This is a genomic window from Agreia sp. VKM Ac-1783 (assembly GCF_900177765.1).
Lineage (GTDB): Bacteria > Actinomycetota > Actinomycetes > Actinomycetales > Microbacteriaceae > Agreia.
In genome coordinates this window covers 307,728-326,477 of the sequence record NZ_FXWI01000004.1, presented here as the reverse complement: position 1 = coordinate 326,477, position 18,750 = coordinate 307,728, and the positions used below count along the sequence as shown (strand labels likewise).

The 18,750-nt window shown below is 63.7% G+C and carries 16 protein-coding genes and 1 pseudogene; 8 read left to right on the top strand and 9 right to left on the bottom strand.

The features are described from left to right. Positions 1–236 (bottom strand): annotated as a pseudogene (locus CCK87_RS15680) (hypothetical protein); the annotation flags it as partial. 87 nt (positions 237–323) lie between these two features. Then, positions 324–1,193, bottom strand: coding sequence for an alpha/beta hydrolase (locus CCK87_RS15675; RefSeq protein WP_086462341.1), 870 nt, complete (start codon positions 1,191–1,193; stop codon positions 324–326). Between the two features lie 85 nt (positions 1,194–1,278). On the opposite strand from CCK87_RS15675, the gene CCK87_RS15670 reads away from it, so the two are divergent. Then, a complete protein-coding gene (locus CCK87_RS15670) occupies positions 1,279–1,776 on the top strand; it encodes a CGNR zinc finger domain-containing protein (protein ID WP_086462340.1) in 498 nt (165 codons plus the stop codon). 13 nt (positions 1,777–1,789) lie between these two features. Here the strand turns inward: CCK87_RS15670 and CCK87_RS15665 are convergent, their stop codons facing one another. The 3 genes from CCK87_RS15665 to CCK87_RS15655 are packed head-to-tail and all read right to left on the bottom strand — an operon-like array spanning position 1,790 to position 4,170. After that, complete coding sequence (locus tag CCK87_RS15665) at positions 1,790–2,239, bottom strand: hypothetical protein (protein ID WP_086462339.1); 450 nt, start codon at positions 2,237–2,239, stop codon at positions 1,790–1,792. Continuing rightward, positions 2,236–3,504: a molybdopterin-dependent oxidoreductase gene (locus CCK87_RS15660; RefSeq protein ID WP_086462338.1), complete on the bottom strand. Its 1,269-nt coding sequence runs from the start codon at positions 3,502–3,504 to the stop codon at positions 2,236–2,238. Before CCK87_RS15660 ends, CCK87_RS15665 begins: the two co-directional genes overlap by 4 nt. Before the next feature lie 9 nt (positions 3,505–3,513). Beyond that, positions 3,514–4,170: a DUF2064 domain-containing protein gene (locus CCK87_RS15655; protein ID WP_086462337.1), complete on the bottom strand. Its 657-nt coding sequence runs from the start codon at positions 4,168–4,170 to the stop codon at positions 3,514–3,516. Between the two features lie 224 nt (positions 4,171–4,394). On the opposite strand from CCK87_RS15655, the gene CCK87_RS15650 reads away from it, so the two are divergent. Then, the gene (locus tag CCK87_RS15650; RefSeq protein ID WP_086462336.1) at positions 4,395–5,462 is read left to right on the top strand and encodes a S41 family peptidase; all 1,068 of its coding nucleotides are present in this window, start codon (positions 4,395–4,397) and stop codon (positions 5,460–5,462) included. 15 nt (positions 5,463–5,477) lie between these two features. On the opposite strand, the gene CCK87_RS15645 is transcribed toward CCK87_RS15650, so the two are convergent. The 3 genes from CCK87_RS15645 to CCK87_RS15635 are packed head-to-tail and all read right to left on the bottom strand — an operon-like array spanning position 5,478 to position 8,558. Beyond that, positions 5,478–6,155 carry a glycosyltransferase family 2 protein gene (locus tag CCK87_RS15645; protein ID WP_086462335.1) on the bottom strand — a complete coding sequence of 226 codons (678 nt, stop codon included), beginning with the start codon at positions 6,153–6,155 and terminating at the stop codon, positions 5,478–5,480. Then, positions 6,152–7,213 (bottom strand): NAD-dependent epimerase/dehydratase family protein, encoded by a 1,062-nt coding sequence (locus CCK87_RS15640; protein WP_086462334.1) that lies wholly within the window; start codon positions 7,211–7,213, stop codon positions 6,152–6,154. Before CCK87_RS15640 ends, CCK87_RS15645 begins: the two co-directional genes overlap by 4 nt. A gap of 31 nt (positions 7,214–7,244) precedes the next feature. Further along, complete coding sequence (locus tag CCK87_RS15635) at positions 7,245–8,558, bottom strand: MATE family efflux transporter (protein WP_249273935.1); 1,314 nt, start codon at positions 8,556–8,558, stop codon at positions 7,245–7,247. A gap of 26 nt (positions 8,559–8,584) precedes the next feature. Between CCK87_RS15635 and CCK87_RS15630 the strand changes: the two genes are divergently transcribed. Further along, the gene (locus CCK87_RS15630; protein WP_086462333.1) at positions 8,585–10,537 is read left to right on the top strand and encodes a M13-type metalloendopeptidase; all 1,953 of its coding nucleotides are present in this window, start codon (positions 8,585–8,587) and stop codon (positions 10,535–10,537) included. A gap of 294 nt (positions 10,538–10,831) precedes the next feature. On the opposite strand, the gene CCK87_RS15620 is transcribed toward CCK87_RS15630, so the two are convergent. Then, complete coding sequence (locus CCK87_RS15620; RefSeq protein ID WP_086462331.1) at positions 10,832–11,743, bottom strand: LysR family transcriptional regulator; 912 nt, start codon at positions 11,741–11,743, stop codon at positions 10,832–10,834. 145 nt (positions 11,744–11,888) lie between these two features. Between CCK87_RS15620 and CCK87_RS15615 the strand changes: the two genes are divergently transcribed. The 5 genes from CCK87_RS15615 to CCK87_RS15595 all read left to right on the top strand — a co-directional run bounded on the left by CCK87_RS15615 (position 11,889) and on the right by CCK87_RS15595 (position 18,617). Next, the gene (locus tag CCK87_RS15615) at positions 11,889–12,989 is read left to right on the top strand and encodes a tyramine oxidase subunit B (RefSeq protein WP_086462330.1); all 1,101 of its coding nucleotides are present in this window, start codon (positions 11,889–11,891) and stop codon (positions 12,987–12,989) included. Between the two features lie 70 nt (positions 12,990–13,059). Next, a complete protein-coding gene (locus CCK87_RS15610; protein WP_086462329.1) occupies positions 13,060–14,499 on the top strand; it encodes a DUF4147 domain-containing protein in 1,440 nt (479 codons plus the stop codon). Further along, on the top strand, positions 14,465–15,769 hold the full coding sequence (locus CCK87_RS15605) for an enolase C-terminal domain-like protein (RefSeq protein ID WP_349289999.1): 1,305 nt from the start codon (positions 14,465–14,467) through the stop codon (positions 15,767–15,769). The genes CCK87_RS15610 and CCK87_RS15605 overlap by 35 nt, the downstream gene beginning before the upstream one ends. A 54-nt stretch (positions 15,770–15,823) precedes the next feature. Further along, positions 15,824–17,215 (top strand): NAD-dependent succinate-semialdehyde dehydrogenase, encoded by a 1,392-nt coding sequence (locus tag CCK87_RS15600; protein WP_086462327.1) that lies wholly within the window; start codon positions 15,824–15,826, stop codon positions 17,213–17,215. Between the two features lie 10 nt (positions 17,216–17,225). Beyond that, positions 17,226–18,617, top strand: coding sequence for an FAD-dependent oxidoreductase (locus tag CCK87_RS15595; RefSeq protein ID WP_212638248.1), 1,392 nt, complete (start codon positions 17,226–17,228; stop codon positions 18,615–18,617). Positions 18,618–18,750: the final 133 nt, after the last annotated feature.

Below are 18,750 nucleotides of genomic sequence, written 5' to 3'. Positions count from 1 at the left end.
GGGGTGAGGCCGAGGCTGGTGAGAGCGGCGGCGAAGCCCGAGTCGAGGAGGACGGCGGTGTCGACACCGGAGAGGCTGGGGATCGACGCGACCGGAGTCGGGGTCGACTCGGCAGACGAGGTGGGCGACGACGAGGTCGACTCCGTCGACTCAGACGTCGTCGAGCAGGCGGCCAGGGAGAAGGCGAGGAGACCGGCAGCGGCGAGGCTGATCGAGGTCTTGGCGAGTGAGCGCATGAGGTGGGTTTCCTTTGCTGGGGAGTTGTTGCGGACACATGTAGTTCGCCACCCCTCGACAATCGGTTTGGTCGGTGCGCGCAGGCTCTAGGCGGGTTGCTTCGCGGCGAGCCAGTTCGTGATCGTGCTGGCGACGAGATCCAGGTCTGATTCGAGGAGGAAGTGCCCGCCATCGATGAGCTCGATCCGAGCATCCGGCGCGTCGCGGAGGAAAGCCTGGGCGCCGGCGGCGCCGAAGATCTCGTCGTTGCGTCCCCAGATCGCGAGCACGGGAACCTGCGAGGTGCGGAGCCATTCGTGGACGGCGGGGTAGAGATCCCTATTGGTCGCGTAGTCGCGGAAGAGCGTCAGCTGCACCTCGTCTTGGCCCACCCGGGCGAGGAGCGCGAGGTCGTGTTCCCACGCATCCGGATCGACGGTCGACGGATCGGGTACGCCGTGGGTGTACTGCCATTCGACGGCCGTCCGACCCAGGGCCGGACGAAGCGCATCACGCGTCTCGGCGGTGCGCTCCGCGGCATCGGCCCAGATCGGATCCCAGAAATCGGAGACGAATCCCTCTTCGTAGGCATTGCCGTTCTGCGTGATGACGCCGACGACCGCTGCGGGATCATTCAGTGCCAGGCGCCATCCGATGGGTGCGCCGTAGTCCTGCACGTAGATCGTGTATCGCGTGATGCCGAGGGCGCTCAGGAACCGGCCGGTCACCTCGGCCAGCGCGGCGAAGGTGTACTCGAAGTCGTCGACGGATGGCGCGGACGATCTACCGAAGCCGATGTGGTCGGGCGCGATGACGCGGTAATGCTCGGCCAGCCGGGGGATGAGGTGTCGGAACATGTGGGAGCTGCTCGGGTATCCGTGAAGAAGCACGAGCACGGGAGCGTCGGCAGGGCCGGCTTCGCGCCAGAAGACGTCGAGCCCGTCGAGAGAAATAGTGCGGTGATGGACGGTGACCATGACTAACCCCTTAAGTTTGTTTTACTGGTTAGTGAGACGGTAGCATGAACGGGAGCCGCCAGACGAAGCACGAGATCGAGGAGCCATGGACCGGGACGAGGAACTGCTGTTGGCTGTTTTGAACAGCGCGCCCGTGGTCGACGGACGACCGCTCGACGGCCTGGACGGCACAGCTGGGCACGAGCTCGCGCGCCGCTGGGGTGGAACCGGAACGGCAGAGGAGATCGCGCAGCTACGGCGCGCACGCGACGCGATCCAGTCGGTGATCCGCGAAAGCGACCCAGCGGCCCTCAACGAACTGGCCAGCCTCATCGACGGCACCGTGCGCACCCCGCGCGTGACCCGAGACGGCGTGGTGTGGGAGCTCGACTCCCCGACGGAAAGCAGTCTTCCCCTGCACACCGTTCTCGCGTGGTCGACCGTGACGACGCAGCTCGGTGACCGACTTCGTGCGTGCGCGAACGACGAGTGCAACCTGTTCCTCGTCGACCACAGCAGACCCGGCACGGCGAAATGGTGCTCGATGGCGACGTGCGGCAACCGCATGAAGGCGCGCACGCACGCGAGTCGGTCGCGCTCCTGAGGTGAGCCGCGGGCTAATCGATCGACGCGGAGGACGCCGGTGAGGATGCGCGGCGGCGACGCAGGTAGATGGCGCAGGCGGCCGCCGTGAGCAGCGCGACCGCGGCCCAGAAGAGAGCGAGATTGAGCCCGTAGTCGAGCGGCAGGATCGTGGGGTTCTTGGTGCCGATGGACTTCTTGTAGATCTCGGGTAGCACCAGCATGCTCATGATCGCGCCCACTACGACGCCGCCCTGGACGATGGCGAGCACGCCGAAGGGTATGCGGCGACCGGCGCGGCGCATCCAGACGTCGAGCAGCAGAAGCAGCGGCGACAGGATGCCGTCGTGCACGATGATGGCGGCGCCGATCCAGACGATCACGCCCAGGATCTGGTCGGGGCGCTCCTTCTGCACCATGATCAGGGCACCGAGGAACAGTCCGGCGAGGCCGATCACGATCAGGATGACGCGTGTGATCTTCATGCCTCGACCTCCAGCTTGCTCAGCCACTTGGTCTGCAGAACGCCCGGCCGGCCGGGAGCGATCATGCGCGCGGGGTAGCCGTGGTCGATGTCGAGGGTGTCGCCGTTGACCTCGAGCGCGACGAGGGTCGAGGCATCGAAGGCGTACTCCGGGCCCATCTGGGTGACCCGGTAGCCGCCCTTCTTCTCGAGGCTCGTGAGCTTGAGTCCCTGCGCGGTGTCGGCTCCGACCTTGTTCAGCAGCTCACGCAGACGTACGCCCTTCCAGGTGGCCATCTGGCTCCAGCCCTCGACGCACGAGATGGGAAGCTCGACGGTGGTCTGGGGCAGCGCCAGCAGTTCGGCGCGGGTCAGCGAGACCGTGCGCGGGCCGTTCGAGATGGTGAGTGCCCAGTCGGGAGACACCGCCGTGTCGAGAACCTGCGCGGCCTTCGCGGTGCGGTTCACCGGCAGGGCGTTCGGCCCGGTTCCCTTCACGCGCGGCGCGAAGATGTTGAACGGGCTGAGGGCCGCGAATGACTGGCCGGCCGTGAGCGCCACGACCGTGGCCGTGGAGACGCCGACCGCGGTCACGAATCCACGACGGCTCACCGCGGGCTCGGCTGACGGCGCGCCGTCGATCCAGCGGAAGATGCGACCCGTGATGCCGCCGACCGGAGCCGATTCGGCGACGGGAGCAGCGGCATCCGGAGCAGTTTCGCCCGATGTCTCGCCACCCGCTGTCTCGCCGCGCAACTCGCGCGTGCCCTCGGAATTGCGTGTCCAAAAGCGGGCGATCATGGGCAGCTTCACCGCGATGTGGATGGCCAGCGACCCGATGACGACGAACGAGAGCGCCCAGTGCACCTCGCGGAAGCCGAACTTCCACGGATACCACTGGTACGTGTTGAGCAGGCCGATGGTGATCTGCACGAGCGAGGCGCCCACGAACAGGGCGATGGATGCGCGCTCGAGCAGGTGCAGGGGGCTCTTCACCGGCGGCGTCTGGAACAGCTGCGGATAGATCGTGTAGAGCTTGCCGAGGATCAGTGGAAAGCAGGCGATTCCGGCGGCGATGTGGATGCCCTGGGTCACCTGATAGAGCTGAGCCGGCACCGTGGAGAATCGCATCCACGGCTCGGGCTCCTGCAGAAAGTGGCTGTAGAGGCCGGTGCCGAAGCAGAGCAGAAACGCGATCGCGAGAAGGCGGCCGATGACGACGGCCATGCGCGGGTTACGCGGGGGCGCGGAGAGAGCCTGCTGCGTGTACGCGAGAAGGCGTCTCACGGTGTCGGCCTAGGCTCGGCGGTCGAGCTGCAGGTCGCGCACGCCGGCTCTGACGCTGACGCGGTCGAAGACCTCGGCGAAGCGCCCGTCGGGGGCGATCGCGGCGACTTCGCGGGCGTCGTCGATGGAGTCGACATCGTTGATCTCGGCCAGCAGCTTGACCCGGAGTTCGGCCTCGAGCAGGCGCTCGAGCTGGTCGCGACCCGTCTCGGCCTCGGACATGGCCACTCCGCGGATCAGGGAGCCATCGGGCTCGCGCATGCCGAGAGCCCAGAATCCGCCATCGCTCGCGAAGCCGAACCACGCGTCGATGTCGTCGTGCCACCGGGTGAGCGCCGGCTCGAGCAGCTCGCGGGTGACCTGCGGTGTGTCCATGCCGATCATCAGCAGGGGGCCGTCGACCGAGTCGAACAGGTAGCCCAGTCGCTCGTCGAGCGTTCCCTCGTTCTGCTGCAGAACCTCGAAACCGTCGGCTTCGGCGGGCGGGTTCTGGCCGTCGAAGAACAGGATGCGCCGGTCGGCGGGGATGGCCGACACGACGTCGAGCGTGTCGCCCAGGCTCGCCGATGCGATCTCAGCGGCCTCCTCGAGCGAGAACGGCGGGTGCAACCGCGTCTTCACGCGCCCGGGTATGCACTCCTTGGCGATGACTGCGATGGTGAGCATGAGGCCTCCTGGCTTGGTCTCCGGTTGGTCTCTGTAGCGAGGCACGTTATCGAGCGACCCTTACTGGTCACTGTATGTACTTCGTCGCGAAGGCCCGATCGGATTCCTTTCGCCGATGATGTGCGCTATGTGGCGTCTCGGTCGTACTGCAGGTCGAGGAACGTCGGGCCGGGATCGTGCCGTGGTCTGACGCGGCTCGGATTCACGATTCGTAGAGTGACATCATGCCCGGAGACACCTCAACTCACCCGTCGACCACGCCCCGCACACCGGAAGACAGAGGGCGGCGTCGACGTCGCGCGGGGATCATCGTGGGCGTCGCCCTGGTCGGTGTGGCCGCCCTGGGAGTCGGGGGCATCGTCGCGGCCGCTCCTCTGCTGCGCACATACGGCATCTACGTCGCGCCGCCGTCGCCTCAGCAGTACGCGGAGTATGCGCTCGACGACATGCGCCACGGGCTCGAGGCGACGCCGGACCGGTATGACGCGGTGCGGGCCGAGACTCTTTCCGAGGTGGCGAACGCCACTGACTACGCAGACACCTACGACGCGCTCGCCACAGCGGCCACCGAGCTGGGCGGCCCGCACACGACGTTCGCCGATCCGGCGAAGGCCGCCGAGATGTTCGGCCCGTCGTCGGGCAGCACGTCGGCGAACCAGCTGCCGACGGTCTCGAGTGCCGACGGCGTCACGACCATTCGGCTTCCGACGCTGATCGGCGGCGGCACCGGGAGCGACTCCTTCGGCCAGAAGTACATCGACACCGTCGTCTCCGCGATCGGCACGGCGGCCCCGACCACCTCGGCCTGGGTCGTCGATCTGCGAGACAATCACGGCGGCAACGTCTGGCCGATGCTCGCTGCCGTGGCACCTCTTCTCGACGACGGCACCGTCGAGACGTTCGAATCCGTCGACGCCTCGACCGTCATCTCCGTCGACGGAGGCGCGGTCTCCTCCGGCGGCACACAGCAGAGCGAGGCGAGCGCCCCTCAACCGAAGGTCGACGGCCCGGTCGCGGTGGTGGTCAACGGCATGACCGGCAGCTCAGCGGAGGCGGTCGCGATCGCGTTCATCGGCCAGGCGAACGTGCGCGTCTTCGGGCAGCCGAGCTACGGCTTCAGCACGGCGAATCAGCCGTTCAGGCTCTACGACGGAGCGGTGGTGAACCTCACCGTGGCGGTCGACGCCGACCGCACCGGCAAGCGCTACGGCGTGCCCATCGAACCGGACGAGGCCGTCGACGACGATCAACTCGACGCCGCGATCGGCGCGTGGCTGGCGACGCGGGGGTAGTCCTCTGACGGAGCGTCAGCCTCGGCGTTTCACCTCGCGCAGCAACTTCGACATGTCCTTGACGGCGATGTAGGTTCCGCGGATCGTTCCCGTGACCTTCGATCGGCCGACCCGCGGGCTGTATGGGGTGTCGAACTCCTCGATGCGCCACCCTGCGGCGGATGCCTTCAGCAGCATCTCGAGCGGATAGCCGCTTCGCCGATCTGTCAGGTCGAGTGACAGAAGACCCTCGCGGCGTGCGGCACGCATGGGCCCGAGATCCTTGATCGCGATGTGCGCCCGACGCTTGATCAGAAACGAGAGCGCACGGTTGGCGAAGCGCGCGTGCAGGGGCCACGCCCCTGCGGTGGTCGGGATGCGGCGGCCGAGCACCAGGTCGGCTCGATCGGCCGTGATCCGCTCGACGAGGGTAGGCAGCTCCGCCGGATCCATGGATGCGTCGGCGTCGCAGAACGCGACGATCGGCGCGGTCGCGGCGAGCAGGCCGGTGTGCGCTGCGGCTCCGAAGCCGCGGCGGGACTCGGCGACCACCGTGGCGCCGGCCGCGCGCGCGATGTCGGCCGAGGCATCCGTCGAGCCGTTGTCGACGACGATCGCGCGATAGCCCTCCGGCAGCCGCGACAGCACCCAGGGCAGCGCCTCGGCCTCGTTGAGGCAGGGCAGCACCACATCGACGAGGGCGGTGTCGGTCACGAGCGGCCCGAGCGCAGCGGGGCGGTGGCGAACTCGGCCATGCCGGCGTCGAAGTCGACGGCCGCGCGCCAGCCGAGCTCGCGGGCGATCTTGTCGCTCGATGCGGTGATGTGACGCACATCGCCGAGGCGGAATTCGCCCGTGACGACGGGGTCGGCTCCACTGGAGGCGCGCGCGATGGCTGCGGCCATGTCGCCGATGGTGTGAACGACACCGCTGCCCACGTTGTAGGCCGCGAATGACGAAGACTCGACCGAGGCTGTTGCGTCGAGGGCCGCGAGGTTTGCCGCCGCCACGTCGCTCACGTGCACGAAGTCGCGCCGCTGGGCGCCGTCTTCGAAGACCCGGGGAGCCTCGCCGCGAGCGAGCGCTGAGCGGAACAGGGAGGCCACGCCGGCGTACGGGGTGTTCTGCGGCATCCCCGGCCCGTAGACGTTGTGATAGCGCAGCGCAATCGCCCTGCCGCCTGCCGAACGCGCCCACGATGAGGCGAGGTGTTCTTGGCCGAGCTTCGTCGACGCGTAGACGTTGCGCGGATCGAGCGGCGCATCCTCGGCGATGAGCTCGGGAATCAGAGCGGTACCGGTGGCCGGGTCGAGGGGCTCGAAGAACCCAGCCTCGAGATCGGTGACCCTCCGAGCGGGTGGACGCACCTTCTCGCCGGCCTCGTTTCGGTAGCTGCCCTCTCCGTAGACCACCATCGACGAGGCCACGACGAAGCGATCGATGCCCGCGCGGGTCATGGCGGCGAGCAGCACGGCGGTGCCCAGTTCGTTCGACGACACGTAGTCGGGGGCATCGTAGAAGTCGACGCCGAGCCCCACTTTGCCGGCCTGATGGCAGACGGCGTCGATGCCCTCGAGTGAGCGCGCCACTGTCTCCTCGTCGCGCACGTCGCCGAACGCGAACTCCGCACGATCGTCGAGCGTGGGGGCCGCCTCGTGCACATCGGCCCGCAGCGAATCGAGGATGCGCACCGACCATCCGGCATCCAGGGCCTGGCGCACGATCTCGCTGCCGATGAACCCGGCGCCGCCGGTGACGAGCAGATGCGGCATGTGGTGACCCCCAAAGACGTGGATGTTCAGCCTAACCGCCGGTATGCATCCAGGCGGTTCCTCGGGCGCGCAGGCCCAGGGTGAGGGCCCGCGCGCTCATGTAGCCGAAGCCGAAGGCGAGCCACAGCCAGACGAGGCCGGCAGTGCCATCGGGGCCGAACAGGGCGACGAGCAGCAGTAGCGGCGCGTAGACCACCACCGTCGCGAGCCCGGCGAGGGCGAGATAGCGGGCATCGCCCGCGCCGATCAACACACCATCGAGAACGAAGACGTAGCCGGCGAGGGGTACCCCGATCGCCATCACGAGTACGACCACAACGAGCGCTTGGTGCACATCGCGGCTCGACGAGAAGATCGGGCCGAGAAAGGGTGCGACGGCGGCGAGAACGATACCGAGCACGAGGCCGGACCCGATTCCCCACAGCACAAGGCGACGCATCACGCCTCGCACGCGCGAGACATCCTGTGCCCCGAGCCCGTGACCCACGAGAGCCTGCCCCGCGATCGCCAGGGCATCGAGAATGAACGCCAGAGTGAAGAAGAGTGTCGACGCGATCTGGAAGGTCGCGAGCTCGACGACGCCGAGATCGGATGCGACGACCACCGTCGCCAGCAGGGCCGCGCGCAGGCTCGCCGTGCGCAGAAAGAGCCAGCCGCCGGATGCCGCGGCGCCGGTGACGCCCGCCAGCCCGGGACGCAGGCTGACGCCGTTGCTTCGGGACGCTCGCACGGCGATCACGAGATACACGGCGGCCATCGCCCACTGGGCCACGACGGTTCCCGCGGCCGAACCCGCTATCCCGAACCCGAGGCCGTAGATGAAGAGGGCATTGAGCGCCGCGTTTGCTGCAAAGCCGCTCACCGCGACGATGAGCGGGGTCTTTGTGTCTTGCAATCCGCGCAGCAGCCCCGTGGCCGCGATCACGAGCAGCATGGCGGGCAGGCCAGCGAGTGAGACCGTCAGGTAGATGACGGCCTGCTCCTCGACCGCCGGTGTCGCTCCGAAGAGCTGCACGAGTGGCCTGGCTGCGACGGTGCCGACGGCCACGAGCACGACTCCGAGCAGCAGCGCAAGCCAGAGACCGTCGATGCCGGCACGGATGGCGCCGGGCCTGTCACCGGCGCCGAGTCGGCGCGCGACCGCCGGAGTCGTGGCGTAGGCGAGAAAGATGAGGAGGCCGATCGCGGTCTGGAGCATGGCGCTCGCGATGCTGAGACCGGCGAGCGGCGTCTCTCCCAGATGCCCGACGAGGGCGGTGTCTGTGAGCAGAAACAGCGGCTCGGCGACGAGGGCGCCGAGGGCCGGAATGGCGAGACGCAGAATGTCACGATCCAGAGCCTTCACCCTGCGAGCCTAGCTAGGCTTGCCCAATGACGACTTCCGGCATCGATCTGAACGAACTCGACCCCTCCATCCGCCCCCAGGACGACCTGTTCAGGCACGTCAACGGCAAGTGGATCGCCCGCACGGTCATTCCCGACGACCGAGCCAGAGACGGCTCGTTCTACCAGTTGCATGAAGAGGCCGAGAAGGCCGTGCGCGACATCATCATCGAGGCGCAAGATGCCGAGCCCGGCACCGAGGAGCGCACCTTCGGCGACCTCTACGCCAGCTTCCTCGATGAGGAGCGAGTCGAAGAGCTGGGCGCCACCCCGATCGAGGCCCAGCTCGCCGATGCCGCCCGCGTCTCGAGTGTGCGCGAGTTGCTCGAGACGGCCGCGCACCTCGAACGCCAGGGAGTGGGCGGGTTCTTCCGCCTCTTCGTCGACAACGACCCGGGCAACCCCGAGCGCTACCTCGTATTCCTCGAGCAGGGCGGCATCTCGCTGCCCGACGAGAGCTACTTCCGCGAAGAGAAGTTCGCCGACATCCGGGCCGCATACCTCAAGCACATCGAGCGGATGTTCGCGCTCGCGGGCCTCTCGGAGCCTGGCGTTCGCGCCCAGCGCGTGTTCGACCTCGAGACCGCGATCGCGGCCACCCACTGGGACAACGTGCGGACCCGAGACGCGCAGGCCACCTACAACCTCGTGTCGTGGAACGACTTCGCGTCGTCGGCCCCGTCCGTCGATCTCGAGCTGTGGCGCTCGGCACTCGGTGCCCCGGAGGGCGTCTTCGACGAGCTCGTTGTGCGCGAGCCCTCGTTCGTCTCCGGCATCGCCGAGCTGCTCACCGAAGACCGGCTCGACGCCTGGCGTGACTGGCTGTCGTGGCAGGTCGTGCACGGCGCAGCGGCCTACCTGCCCGCCGCCTTCGTCAACGAGAACTTCGACTTCTATGGCCGCACGCTCACGGGAACGCCGACGATGCGTGCCCGCTGGAAGCGCGGAGTCTCTCTCGTCGAGGGCGCCATGGGCGAGGCGGTCGGCCGCATCTATGTCGACCGTCACTTTCCGCCGACGGCCAAGGCGGCCATGGACGTGCTGGTCGCCAATCTCATCGAGGCGTATCGCGCATCCATCACCGACCTCGAGTGGATGACGCCCGAGACGCGCGAGCGCGCTCTCGACAAGCTCGACAAGTTCACGCCCAAGATCGGCTTCCCGGTGAAATGGAGGGACTACTCGACTCTTGCCATCGATGCGAAGGACCTGGCGGGCAACATCCGGGCCACGAGCGAGTTCGAGTTCCAGCGCGAGCTGGGCAAGATCGGCAAGCCCCTCGACCGCGACGAGTGGTTCATGACACCGCAGACCATTAACGCGTACTACAACCCCGGTTTCAACGAGATCGTCTTTCCGGCGGCCATCCTGCAGTACCCCTTCTTCGACGAGAGCCGGGATGCCGCGGCCAACTACGGCGCGATCGGCGCGGTCATCGGCCACGAGATCGGGCACGGATTCGACGACCAGGGCTCACGCTTCGATGGCGACGGCCGGCTCACCGATTGGTGGACCGAGGCCGACCGCGAGGCCTTCGAGAAGCGCACCTCGTCGCTGATCGATCAGTACAACGCTCTCGCCCCGGCGCAGGTTCCCGACCAGCACGTGAACGGTGCGCTGACGATCGGTGAGAACATCGGCGATCTGGGTGGCCTGAGCATCGCGTGGGACGCGTACTTGCTGTCGCTCGACGGCGAAGAGCCTCCGGTGATCGACGGACTGACCGGCGTTCAGCGCTTCTTCTTGTCGTGGGCGCAGGCCTGGCAGCAGAAGTCGCGCGACGAGGAGGTCATTCGCCTGCTCTCGATCGACCCGCACTCGCCGAACGAGTTCCGCTGCAACCAGATCGTGCGCAACATCGACGAGTTCTACGAGGCGTTCGGGGTGACCGAGTCGGATGCTCTGTGGCTGGCTCCCGAGGAGCGCGTCACGATCTGGTAGTTCGCACACGCTGGAAACGGCGGCGGAGCTCCACCGCGCCTCGAAGGCCACCCGGTGGCCGGTGCACGATCGAAAGAGTGATGCGCCGCGACGTACTCTATGGGATCCGCCGATTTCGGAGCACGAAGATCACCGTTGCGGGGCCGTTGGCAGATCGGTCCGGTCATCTCGTGGAGCGGCAGCTCACTGCGTCGGCACAGGAATATCTCTGGCTTGCGGACATCACCTATAGCGGCACTTTCGCCGCCTGGGTTTACGCCGCGTTCGATGATGGCGACGTCTGGTGTAAACGAATCAAATCGGCCCCGACTCGCACCTGAATCGGATCCCCTCCGAACGAAGCGCGTTTCGTGCGGCGACAATTGCAAGTCGCCCGCTCGAAGCTCGCCGAGTTGCTTGAAAAACCGTGCGGGAGGGCGCTGCGGGGGCGGTGATGACGTGGGTATCGACGAGTTTCTCGGACCTCATGATTAGGTCGGGCAGGATCGCCACAGCATGGCCCGTTGCGATTAATCGCTGGTGCACGACGAGGTCGTCAGATTCGAAGCGAACGAGTGGTTCAAAACCGTGCTGTCGGCATAATGATTCTGCCCACGCGCGGGCTGGCTTACCTGAAGGCTCCATTACCCAGGGCAGTCCCTCAAGGTCTTCGAAGTTCGCCGCGTCCGACTTCAGGCCGGACGGGCAGTAAGCGCGCATCTGGTCTTTCAAGAAGTCCAGACGGTCAACTGCAGGACTAAGGGAGAGTTCCTGGCCCTCGTATTCTTCTCCGAGGACAAGGTCGTAATCGTGAGCGAGCAATGCGTTGATAGCGAGATCGGGCTGCAGCACCCTGAACCTCACAATGAGTTCAGGATGAAGCCGCCTGAGATCTGCCAACAGAGCAGGTATTAAAGTAAGGGCCGCCGTCTGGAAAGTCGCTATCTTGATTTCACCTCGTACCTGATCTGCGCTTGCAAGGTCTGTCTCTGCTTCTTCGACAAGTCGGAGAATTCGCGCCGCATGAGCTGCGAGGACTTCACCTTGCGGAGTGAGTCGTATTCCTCGCCCTGCAGGCTCGAATAGGCGCGAACCGGCTTCGGTCTCGAGCTGCGCTAATTGTTGGCTGACGGCAGATGGGCTGTACGCGAGCGCTTCCGCCACTTGTGTGACGGTTCCCCGAAGTTTGAATTGGTTGAGCAGGTGCAGACGATGGGTACTCAGCACGCTTCTCCTTCGTTCAGTTTTCCTTACAGGATAAGCACATAACTGTGCGCTGGACGCAAATACACAACTGACTGAAACTGGATGAACGATCCCGCGGCCCCCGATTCATCGGACTGTGGGCTGGTCGTGAATCAGAGGAAGAGTCATGGATACCCAGTTTCGATACCTGTCCGAGGCTGATGTGACCGAATGCGGCGTATTGGACACGGCATCGTGCATAGACACGATCGAAGAGATATTTGGCCTTCTAAACAGTGGCGATTATTTGATGGGCGGCCCGCACGGAAATAGCCATGGGCTGGGCCTGCAATTTCCCGAACTATCAAAGTTCCCAGCGATGCCTCTGGCTGGACCTGACCGTCGCTTCGTTACGATGCCGGGGTATGTCGGCGGTCGTTTCAATGTAAGCGGCAATAAGTGGTACGGCTCCAATGCGGCAAATCGGACTCTTGGACTGCCGCGCTCCGTTCTGACGCTCATCTTGAATGACCCTGAAACTGGCGAGCCACTCGCTCTTCTGTCGGCTAACACGATTAGCGCAAGCCGCACCGGGGCAGTTCCGGGCGTTGCCGCCCGATATCTCGTCAGCAACGAGGCTGCCTCTCTGGCGGTTCTCGGTTGTGGGCCAATCAACCGCGCGTGTGTGGAGGCCCTCCTGTTAGAACTACCCCACGTAAGAACGGTGACCTGCATGGACATCGTCCCCTCCGTCAGCAAGGATCTTGCAACCTGGATTTCATCCACTTTCGGAATCGAGTCGAAAGTTGTGGATTCCGTCGAGCGCGCGGTGCTAGACGCTGATGTCGTGACGGTTGCTGCGTCCCGTCTTGCCCCGCTCGAGGTGGAAGCGACGTGGTTTAGGGAAGATGCGGTCATCATGCTCACGGGCCCAATGGCAGCGGATGACGAGCTGTGGACCACGTCCACTCTCGTTTATGACCACGTACCTCTGCACCAGGAATACATTTCTGAAGCCGCTGCGTCAGGCGATAGTTCTCATTTTTACGATGGCGTAATCGGCGGGCCTTTGTACAGGCTCATCGATGAGGGTCGCCTGCCGAAGCTCGAGGACTCGTCTAGCTTGGGCGACTTTGTCGCCAACCCTGCGCTCATGGTCAAGCAAGGGACGGGCCGAGTCGTATTTGTTGCCAGCGGAATGTCTGTTCTCGATATCGGCTGGGGATTCGATCTGTACAAACGCGCGATCCAACTGGGAGTCGGTCAAATGCTCTCGCTCTGGGAGTGATGACACTTTTCGAATTGCCACCGGCGTACATCCGAAAACCTCGCACCTCTACAAAGGGAAACAAGCAGCAATGACTAACATCGCGAAGATCGCTCCGAAGATCCAGAACGAGGCCGAGATTCTGGAGCACGGGGACAAGGTGTCCCGCGGACTCGTGCTGGATATCACGAATGACACGCTGCAAGGACTCGACTCCTACACTCGTATTCGTTCGATCGCTCACATGGTTGGCAGCATCCTGCACATAGGGGAGAAGAGCTGGGATCTCGCGCATCGATCGAACATCTATCTCGTTGGTGCAGGCAAGGCCTGCAACCACATGGCCTTGGCGATGGAAGACGTTCTTGGCGGCTACCTGACGCGCGGGATAGCCATTGTGAAGATCCGTGAATCTCGCGACGATGCGTTCGTGCGCACAGAACTGCACGTCGGTGGCCATCCTCTGCCCAATGATGAAGGACACCAAGCGTCATTGGAGATCCTTGAGCTTGTCGACTCCTGTGGGCCCGACGACCTCGTCATCGCCGTCATCTCAGGCGGTTCGTCCTCTTTGATGAGCTGCCCTGTGCCGGGGATAAGCCTCGACGACGAGAGGGCCACAACGGACACCCTTCTGAAGTCGGGGGCGGGAATCTATGAGATAAACGCCGTTCGCCGACACATCTCGCAAACAAACGGTGGCCGGCTCGCCCAGCGCATTGCCCAAACCGGCGCGGAACTCATCGGTATCGGTATTTCAGATGCCGTTGGCAAACCACCTACAGATAATATTCGTCAGCCTTCTCTGACCTACACATCGACACCGATCGGCCCTGATAAGACAACTCTTGAGGATGCTCGGCAGTGCATCGTCAAATATCAGCTCGCCGACCGACTACCCCGCACCGTCGTCGACTACCTCATGAATGCCGACGACTCTTCGGAAACCCCAAAGGCATTCCCGGACAACACGTACTTCGTCATCAACACGCTTCCAGATGCGAGTCTCCTGGCCGAGCGAGGCGCGTCGCAACGCGGCTACCCTGCCCTCACCCTGACCTACTACCTCGAAGGTGAGGCGAAAGAAGCCGGTCGATTCTTGGCCTCCGTGGCACGACAAATTCAGCAGCATGCCACACCGATTAGTGCACCATGCTTCATTCTGGCTGCGGGCGAGGTGACGACGACCATTGCCGAGTCGGATCCACTGGAGGGTACGGGCGGTCCTGGCCATGAGCTTGCGGTGGGGTTTGCCCTCGATGCCGCCGCCATTCCGGGAGCCTGTCTTATATCTATTGACACGGAGGGCACTGATGGCACAGCAGAGGCCGCCGGCGCCATTACGGACTCGACAACCGTTCAACGGGCAACAGCAAACGGTGTTGATCTACATCATTCACTTCGAACGCATGGCACTCACGAGGCGCTTGCCTCGATAGGCGATGTAGTCGTCACGGGAAACACCGGCACAAATCTTTGCGACCTTCACATCATTTATGTGCCGGCGCTATCGGAAAGTATGGGGAACTGAAATGAATATCACGGACGTTCACGCGCGGCAAATATTGGATTGCAAAGCCCGACCTATGGTCGAGGTGAAGGTCACCCTCGAAGACGGAACCGTGGGGAGAGGGGCCGGGCCCACCGGCACGACTGTCGGCGCACATGAAGCCTCTGTGCTTCGCGATCATGACTTCAGCCACTACAACGGCCTCGGCGTCCAGAAAGCCGTGGCGAACGTCAACGGTCCGATCGCCGACGCGCTGCGCACGATGCCCATCGAAGATCAGTCCGCACTCGACGAAGCAATGATCGCTCTCGATGGCAGTCCCGACAAAGGACGTCTCGGCGGCAACGCGATCTACTCAGCATCGATTGCGTGCTTCCGGGCGCAGGCCGCCTCTCAAAAGACACCACTGTATGCATTGATTGCGGGGGACACCGTCAACAGACTGCCGGTGCCGTGTTTCAACGTGGTAAACGGTGGCCGATACGATGAATTCACTCAGCCTTTCAATGAATTCCTCGTCGTCCCATCGGGCGCAGAATCCGTCGAGCACGCCATTGAAATCGGCGTACGTCTGTTTCATCAGATAGGTCTGGAGATGACGAAGGCGACAAAAGCCCCTCCGCGCGTAGCCACTTCCTACGGTCATGCGGCACCGTACGCAGACCCAGCGGCAGTGCTTGACCTCATGCGCACGGCCGCCGTCGCGTGCCAGGTAGACAATTACATTGCCTACGCCCTCGACTGCGCGTCAAGTGAAATGTACGATTCGAAATCCGCGACATACGAATTGAACGGCCGGCGCGTTTCCGCGGACGACCTCATCGAAAGCGTTGCTCACCTGTCGCAGGAGTTCGATCTCGTTTTCGTGGAGGACCTGCTAGACGAAGATGATTGGGAAGGATACGTTCGTGCTCGCCGCGAATTAAGCCGCACCCTGTTGCTCGGAGACGATCTCATCGTCTCTGATCGAAAGCGCCTGCAGCAGGCCATAGCCATGAAGGCGGTTGACGGCTTCGTCCTCAAGCCCAATCAGGTGGGTACGATCTCCGAGGCCCTCGATACACACGCTGAAGCAACCCAGCATGGCCTGATCTCGGTTCCGTCCGGCCGATCAGGTGGCGTGATCGATGACATCGTGATGGACCTCTCGGTAGGTCTGGGCGTCCCGTTTCAGAAAAACGGGGCACCGCGGTCAGGCGAACGAATCGAGAAGCTCAACTTTCTCCTCCGCGTGATCGACGAGAATCCAGGGTGCCGCATGACCGACCTGGCCGATGTCGTTCGCTACTGAAAACACATGAAATCGCACAGCCCCGAAGCAAGATCCGATTGAGTAGGACACACGATGATAACGACTGATGGAACACCGACTTACCGTTCCGTGAATCCCACCACAGGAGAGATTCAAGCGGAGTTCGCGGGAATCAACGATTCCGAATTGACTGACGCTATCGAACGCGGCGAGTCGGCCTACCAAAGCTGGCGATCAACTTCCGTTGAGGTTCGGGCTCGTATCGTGCGCCGTGTCGGGGTGTTGTTTGCGGAGCGCGCCGAGGAGTTGGCTGCAATTGCCACTTCCGAAATGGGGAAGCCGCGGATCGAAGCGAAAGGGGAGGCAGAGTTCTGCGGCGAGATCTTCGACTTCTACGCAGATCGCGGCCCCGCCCTTATCGAGGGAGAACCGCTTGAAGCAGCAAACGCCGAAGCTGTGATCCAGCGGCGTCCGATCGGGCTGTTACTCGGAATCATGCCCTGGAACTATCCCTTCTATCAAGTCGCGCGCTTCGTAGCGCCGAACCTGATGCTCGGAAACACTATGCTCCTCAAGCATGCAAATTCGGTCCCCCTTTCAGCACTGGCGATCGCGCGACTGATGACGGACGCCGGCGTTCCCGAGGGCGTCTATCAGAACGTCTTTGCCAGCCGGGAGCAGATCGCGACCATTATTGCGGACCCACGTGTTCAGGGTGTATCGCTGACCGGTTCGGAGCGGGCCGGTTCGGCAGTCGGTGAGACGGCTGGGAAACATCTGAAGAAGTGCGTGCTGGAGCTGGGTGGTTCCGACCCCTACATCGTCCTTGACACTGATGATGTCGACGTGAGCGCACGAAAGGCCTGGCGCACACGCCTTGCAAATACCGGTCAGGCCTGCAACTCGAATAAGCGCCTCATAGTGATGGATGGTATCTACGATTCGTTCGTCGAACGCCTCACTGAACTTGCGATCAACATCGCTCCCGGCGATCCTGCAAACTGGACCGACGGCCGCTATGCCCCGCTGTCGTCTCGTGCGGCGGCTGAGGGTCTGAGAGCCCAGGTAGAGGACGCAGTCGACAAGGGCGCGACTCTCCACGCGGGCGGCACACTCGGGCCAGAGCCCACGGCGTACTTCGCGCCCGCCGTACTAACAGGAGTAGTTCCAGGCATGCGCGCGTATGACGAAGAGCTCTTCGGTCCGGTCGCCGTCGTGTACAGGGTGCACGACGACGACGAGGCAGTGCGTCTAGCTAATGATTCTGTCTATGGCTTGGGCGGTGCTGTTTTCAGCACTCAGGTAGAACGCGCACAAAAAGTTGCGGAACGTCTTGAGGTTGGCATGGCGAACGTCAATACCCCGGGTGGCGAAGGAGCCAACATTCCGTTCGGCGGTGTCAAGCGGAGCGGGTTCGGGCGAGAGCTCGGTGTATTGGGTATGGACGAATTTGCGAATAAGCGCCTGTTTTACATCAAGAACTGAGGTCAGAAACATGGGTGACACTGCTATGGAGAACGGAAAGCGCGGCTATTGGCTCAATCAGGCCGACATCGAATGGCCCGACGTCGATGGCGTTGAGAACGATGAAGAATGCGATGTCGCAATAGTCGGCGGTGGATTGACCGGCTTGTGGACCGCGTGGGCGTTAAAGACCGCCGACCCTAAGCTGTCCGTCCATGTCTACGAAGCGGAGAGCTTTGGGTACGGCGCATCGGGCCGCAACGGCGGCTGGCTGTCGGCAAAAACGGTGGGCATCAGGTCCCAGTTAGCGAAAGGACCTGGGGGACGGCACGCCGTCATGGAGGTCGACGACCAGCTACGTTCGGGCATCGACGAAATCGTTGACCTGCTTGGTCGCGAGCGGATCAACGCTCGTAAAGGCGGGTGGCTACAGGTCGCACGAAGCGACAGCGAGCAAGCGCGAATAGAACATTACGTAGAAAAAAGCAGGTCGTGGGGGGTCGCAGAAAAAGACCTCAGGCTCCTGTCCGCCACCGAGGCGGAAGAGCACGTGCGAATCAGTCACACGACCGGGGCCATCTATTCGCAACACGGCTACACCGTTGATCCTGCGCGAATGATGTGCGAGCTGATGATGCTCGCCATCTCTGCTGGTGTAGTGCTGCGCGCTCCAGCGCGCGCTAGCGAGATTGGTCCTGGCCAGCTTCGAGTTGGCCGGCACACGATAAGAGCCCGATGGATCGTCGTTGCCACCGAGGGCTACACGGCGCGTGAGCGCGGCCAGCGACGCGCAATGCTGCCGCTGAACAGCTCATTGCTCGTCACAGAGCCCCTTACTCCGCGGGAGTGGGAGAGTATCGGATGGGGCGGGCATGCAGGGGCCTCGGGAAGTGCCCATACATACTTCTACGCGCGGCCCACGGTCGACCGGCGAATCGCGTTGGGCGGTCGAGGGAAGCCATACCAATTTGCCAGTTCATTCGACCCTTCGGGCAAGCTCGATGAGGGAACCGTGCAGGCACTTCTCAAGGTTGTGCACGATCTATTCCCTGAGATCGCTGCCAAACCGGCTCATGCCTGGAGCGGCATCCTCGGTGTGCACCGCGATTGGTCACCCACCATCGCAGTCGATGAAAACGCAAAGATTCTTCGCGTTGGAGGCTACGCAGGCTCGGGTGTTACGGCAGCGTACCTAGCGGGCAAAATTGCGGCCGATATTGTGCTTGATCGACGGACATCACTGAGCAGATCACCATGGGTCCGGCAACTTCCCGCTAAATGGGAGCCTGAACCGCTGCGGTGGCTTGGGGCAAATGCGCTTTATGCAATTTACGGCGTCGCTGACGGCGTGGAGGCGCGTCGCGGAGGCGCTAAGACGTCATCGCTAGCGCTGCTCGCTGACAAGCTGGCGCGACGCGGGTGACGATTGACGGTGCGTTGTATTCGTTGCCGCTCTGGGCTTCTCGGCGTGGAGGTTTCTTGTGCCGGCGGCCGGGCCCGGGTGGCTAGTTTCTGTTCCTCTGCTTGGTGTTGCAACTGCTGAGTTTATGTTCTGG

What these genes read in the sequence shown, in the direction of transcription:
- CCK87_RS15675 (WP_086462341.1), bottom strand. Translation starts at nt 1,193, where the DNA reads ATGGTCACCGTCCATCACCGCACTATTTCTCTCGACGGGCTCGACGTC.
- CCK87_RS15670 (WP_086462340.1), top strand. Translation starts at nt 1,279, where the DNA reads ATGGACCGGGACGAGGAACTGCTGTTGGCTGTTTTGAACAGCGCGCCC.
- CCK87_RS15665 (WP_086462339.1), bottom strand. Translation starts at nt 2,239, where the DNA reads ATGAAGATCACACGCGTCATCCTGATCGTGATCGGCCTCGCCGGACTG.
- CCK87_RS15655 (WP_086462337.1), bottom strand. Translation starts at nt 4,170, where the DNA reads ATGCTCACCATCGCAGTCATCGCCAAGGAGTGCATACCCGGGCGCGTG.
- CCK87_RS15650 (WP_086462336.1), top strand. Translation starts at nt 4,395, where the DNA reads ATGCCCGGAGACACCTCAACTCACCCGTCGACCACGCCCCGCACACCG.
- CCK87_RS15640 (WP_086462334.1), bottom strand. Translation starts at nt 7,213, where the DNA reads ATGCCGCATCTGCTCGTCACCGGCGGCGCCGGGTTCATCGGCAGCGAG.
- CCK87_RS15630 (WP_086462333.1), top strand. Translation starts at nt 8,585, where the DNA reads ATGACGACTTCCGGCATCGATCTGAACGAACTCGACCCCTCCATCCGC.
- CCK87_RS15615 (WP_086462330.1), top strand. Translation starts at nt 11,889, where the DNA reads ATGGATACCCAGTTTCGATACCTGTCCGAGGCTGATGTGACCGAATGC.
- CCK87_RS15610 (WP_086462329.1), top strand. Translation starts at nt 13,060, where the DNA reads ATGACTAACATCGCGAAGATCGCTCCGAAGATCCAGAACGAGGCCGAG.
- CCK87_RS15605 (WP_349289999.1), top strand. Translation starts at nt 14,465, where the DNA reads ATGTGCCGGCGCTATCGGAAAGTATGGGGAACTGAAATGAATATCACG.
- CCK87_RS15600 (WP_086462327.1), top strand. Translation starts at nt 15,824, where the DNA reads ATGATAACGACTGATGGAACACCGACTTACCGTTCCGTGAATCCCACC.
- CCK87_RS15595 (WP_212638248.1), top strand. Translation starts at nt 17,226, where the DNA reads ATGGGTGACACTGCTATGGAGAACGGAAAGCGCGGCTATTGGCTCAAT.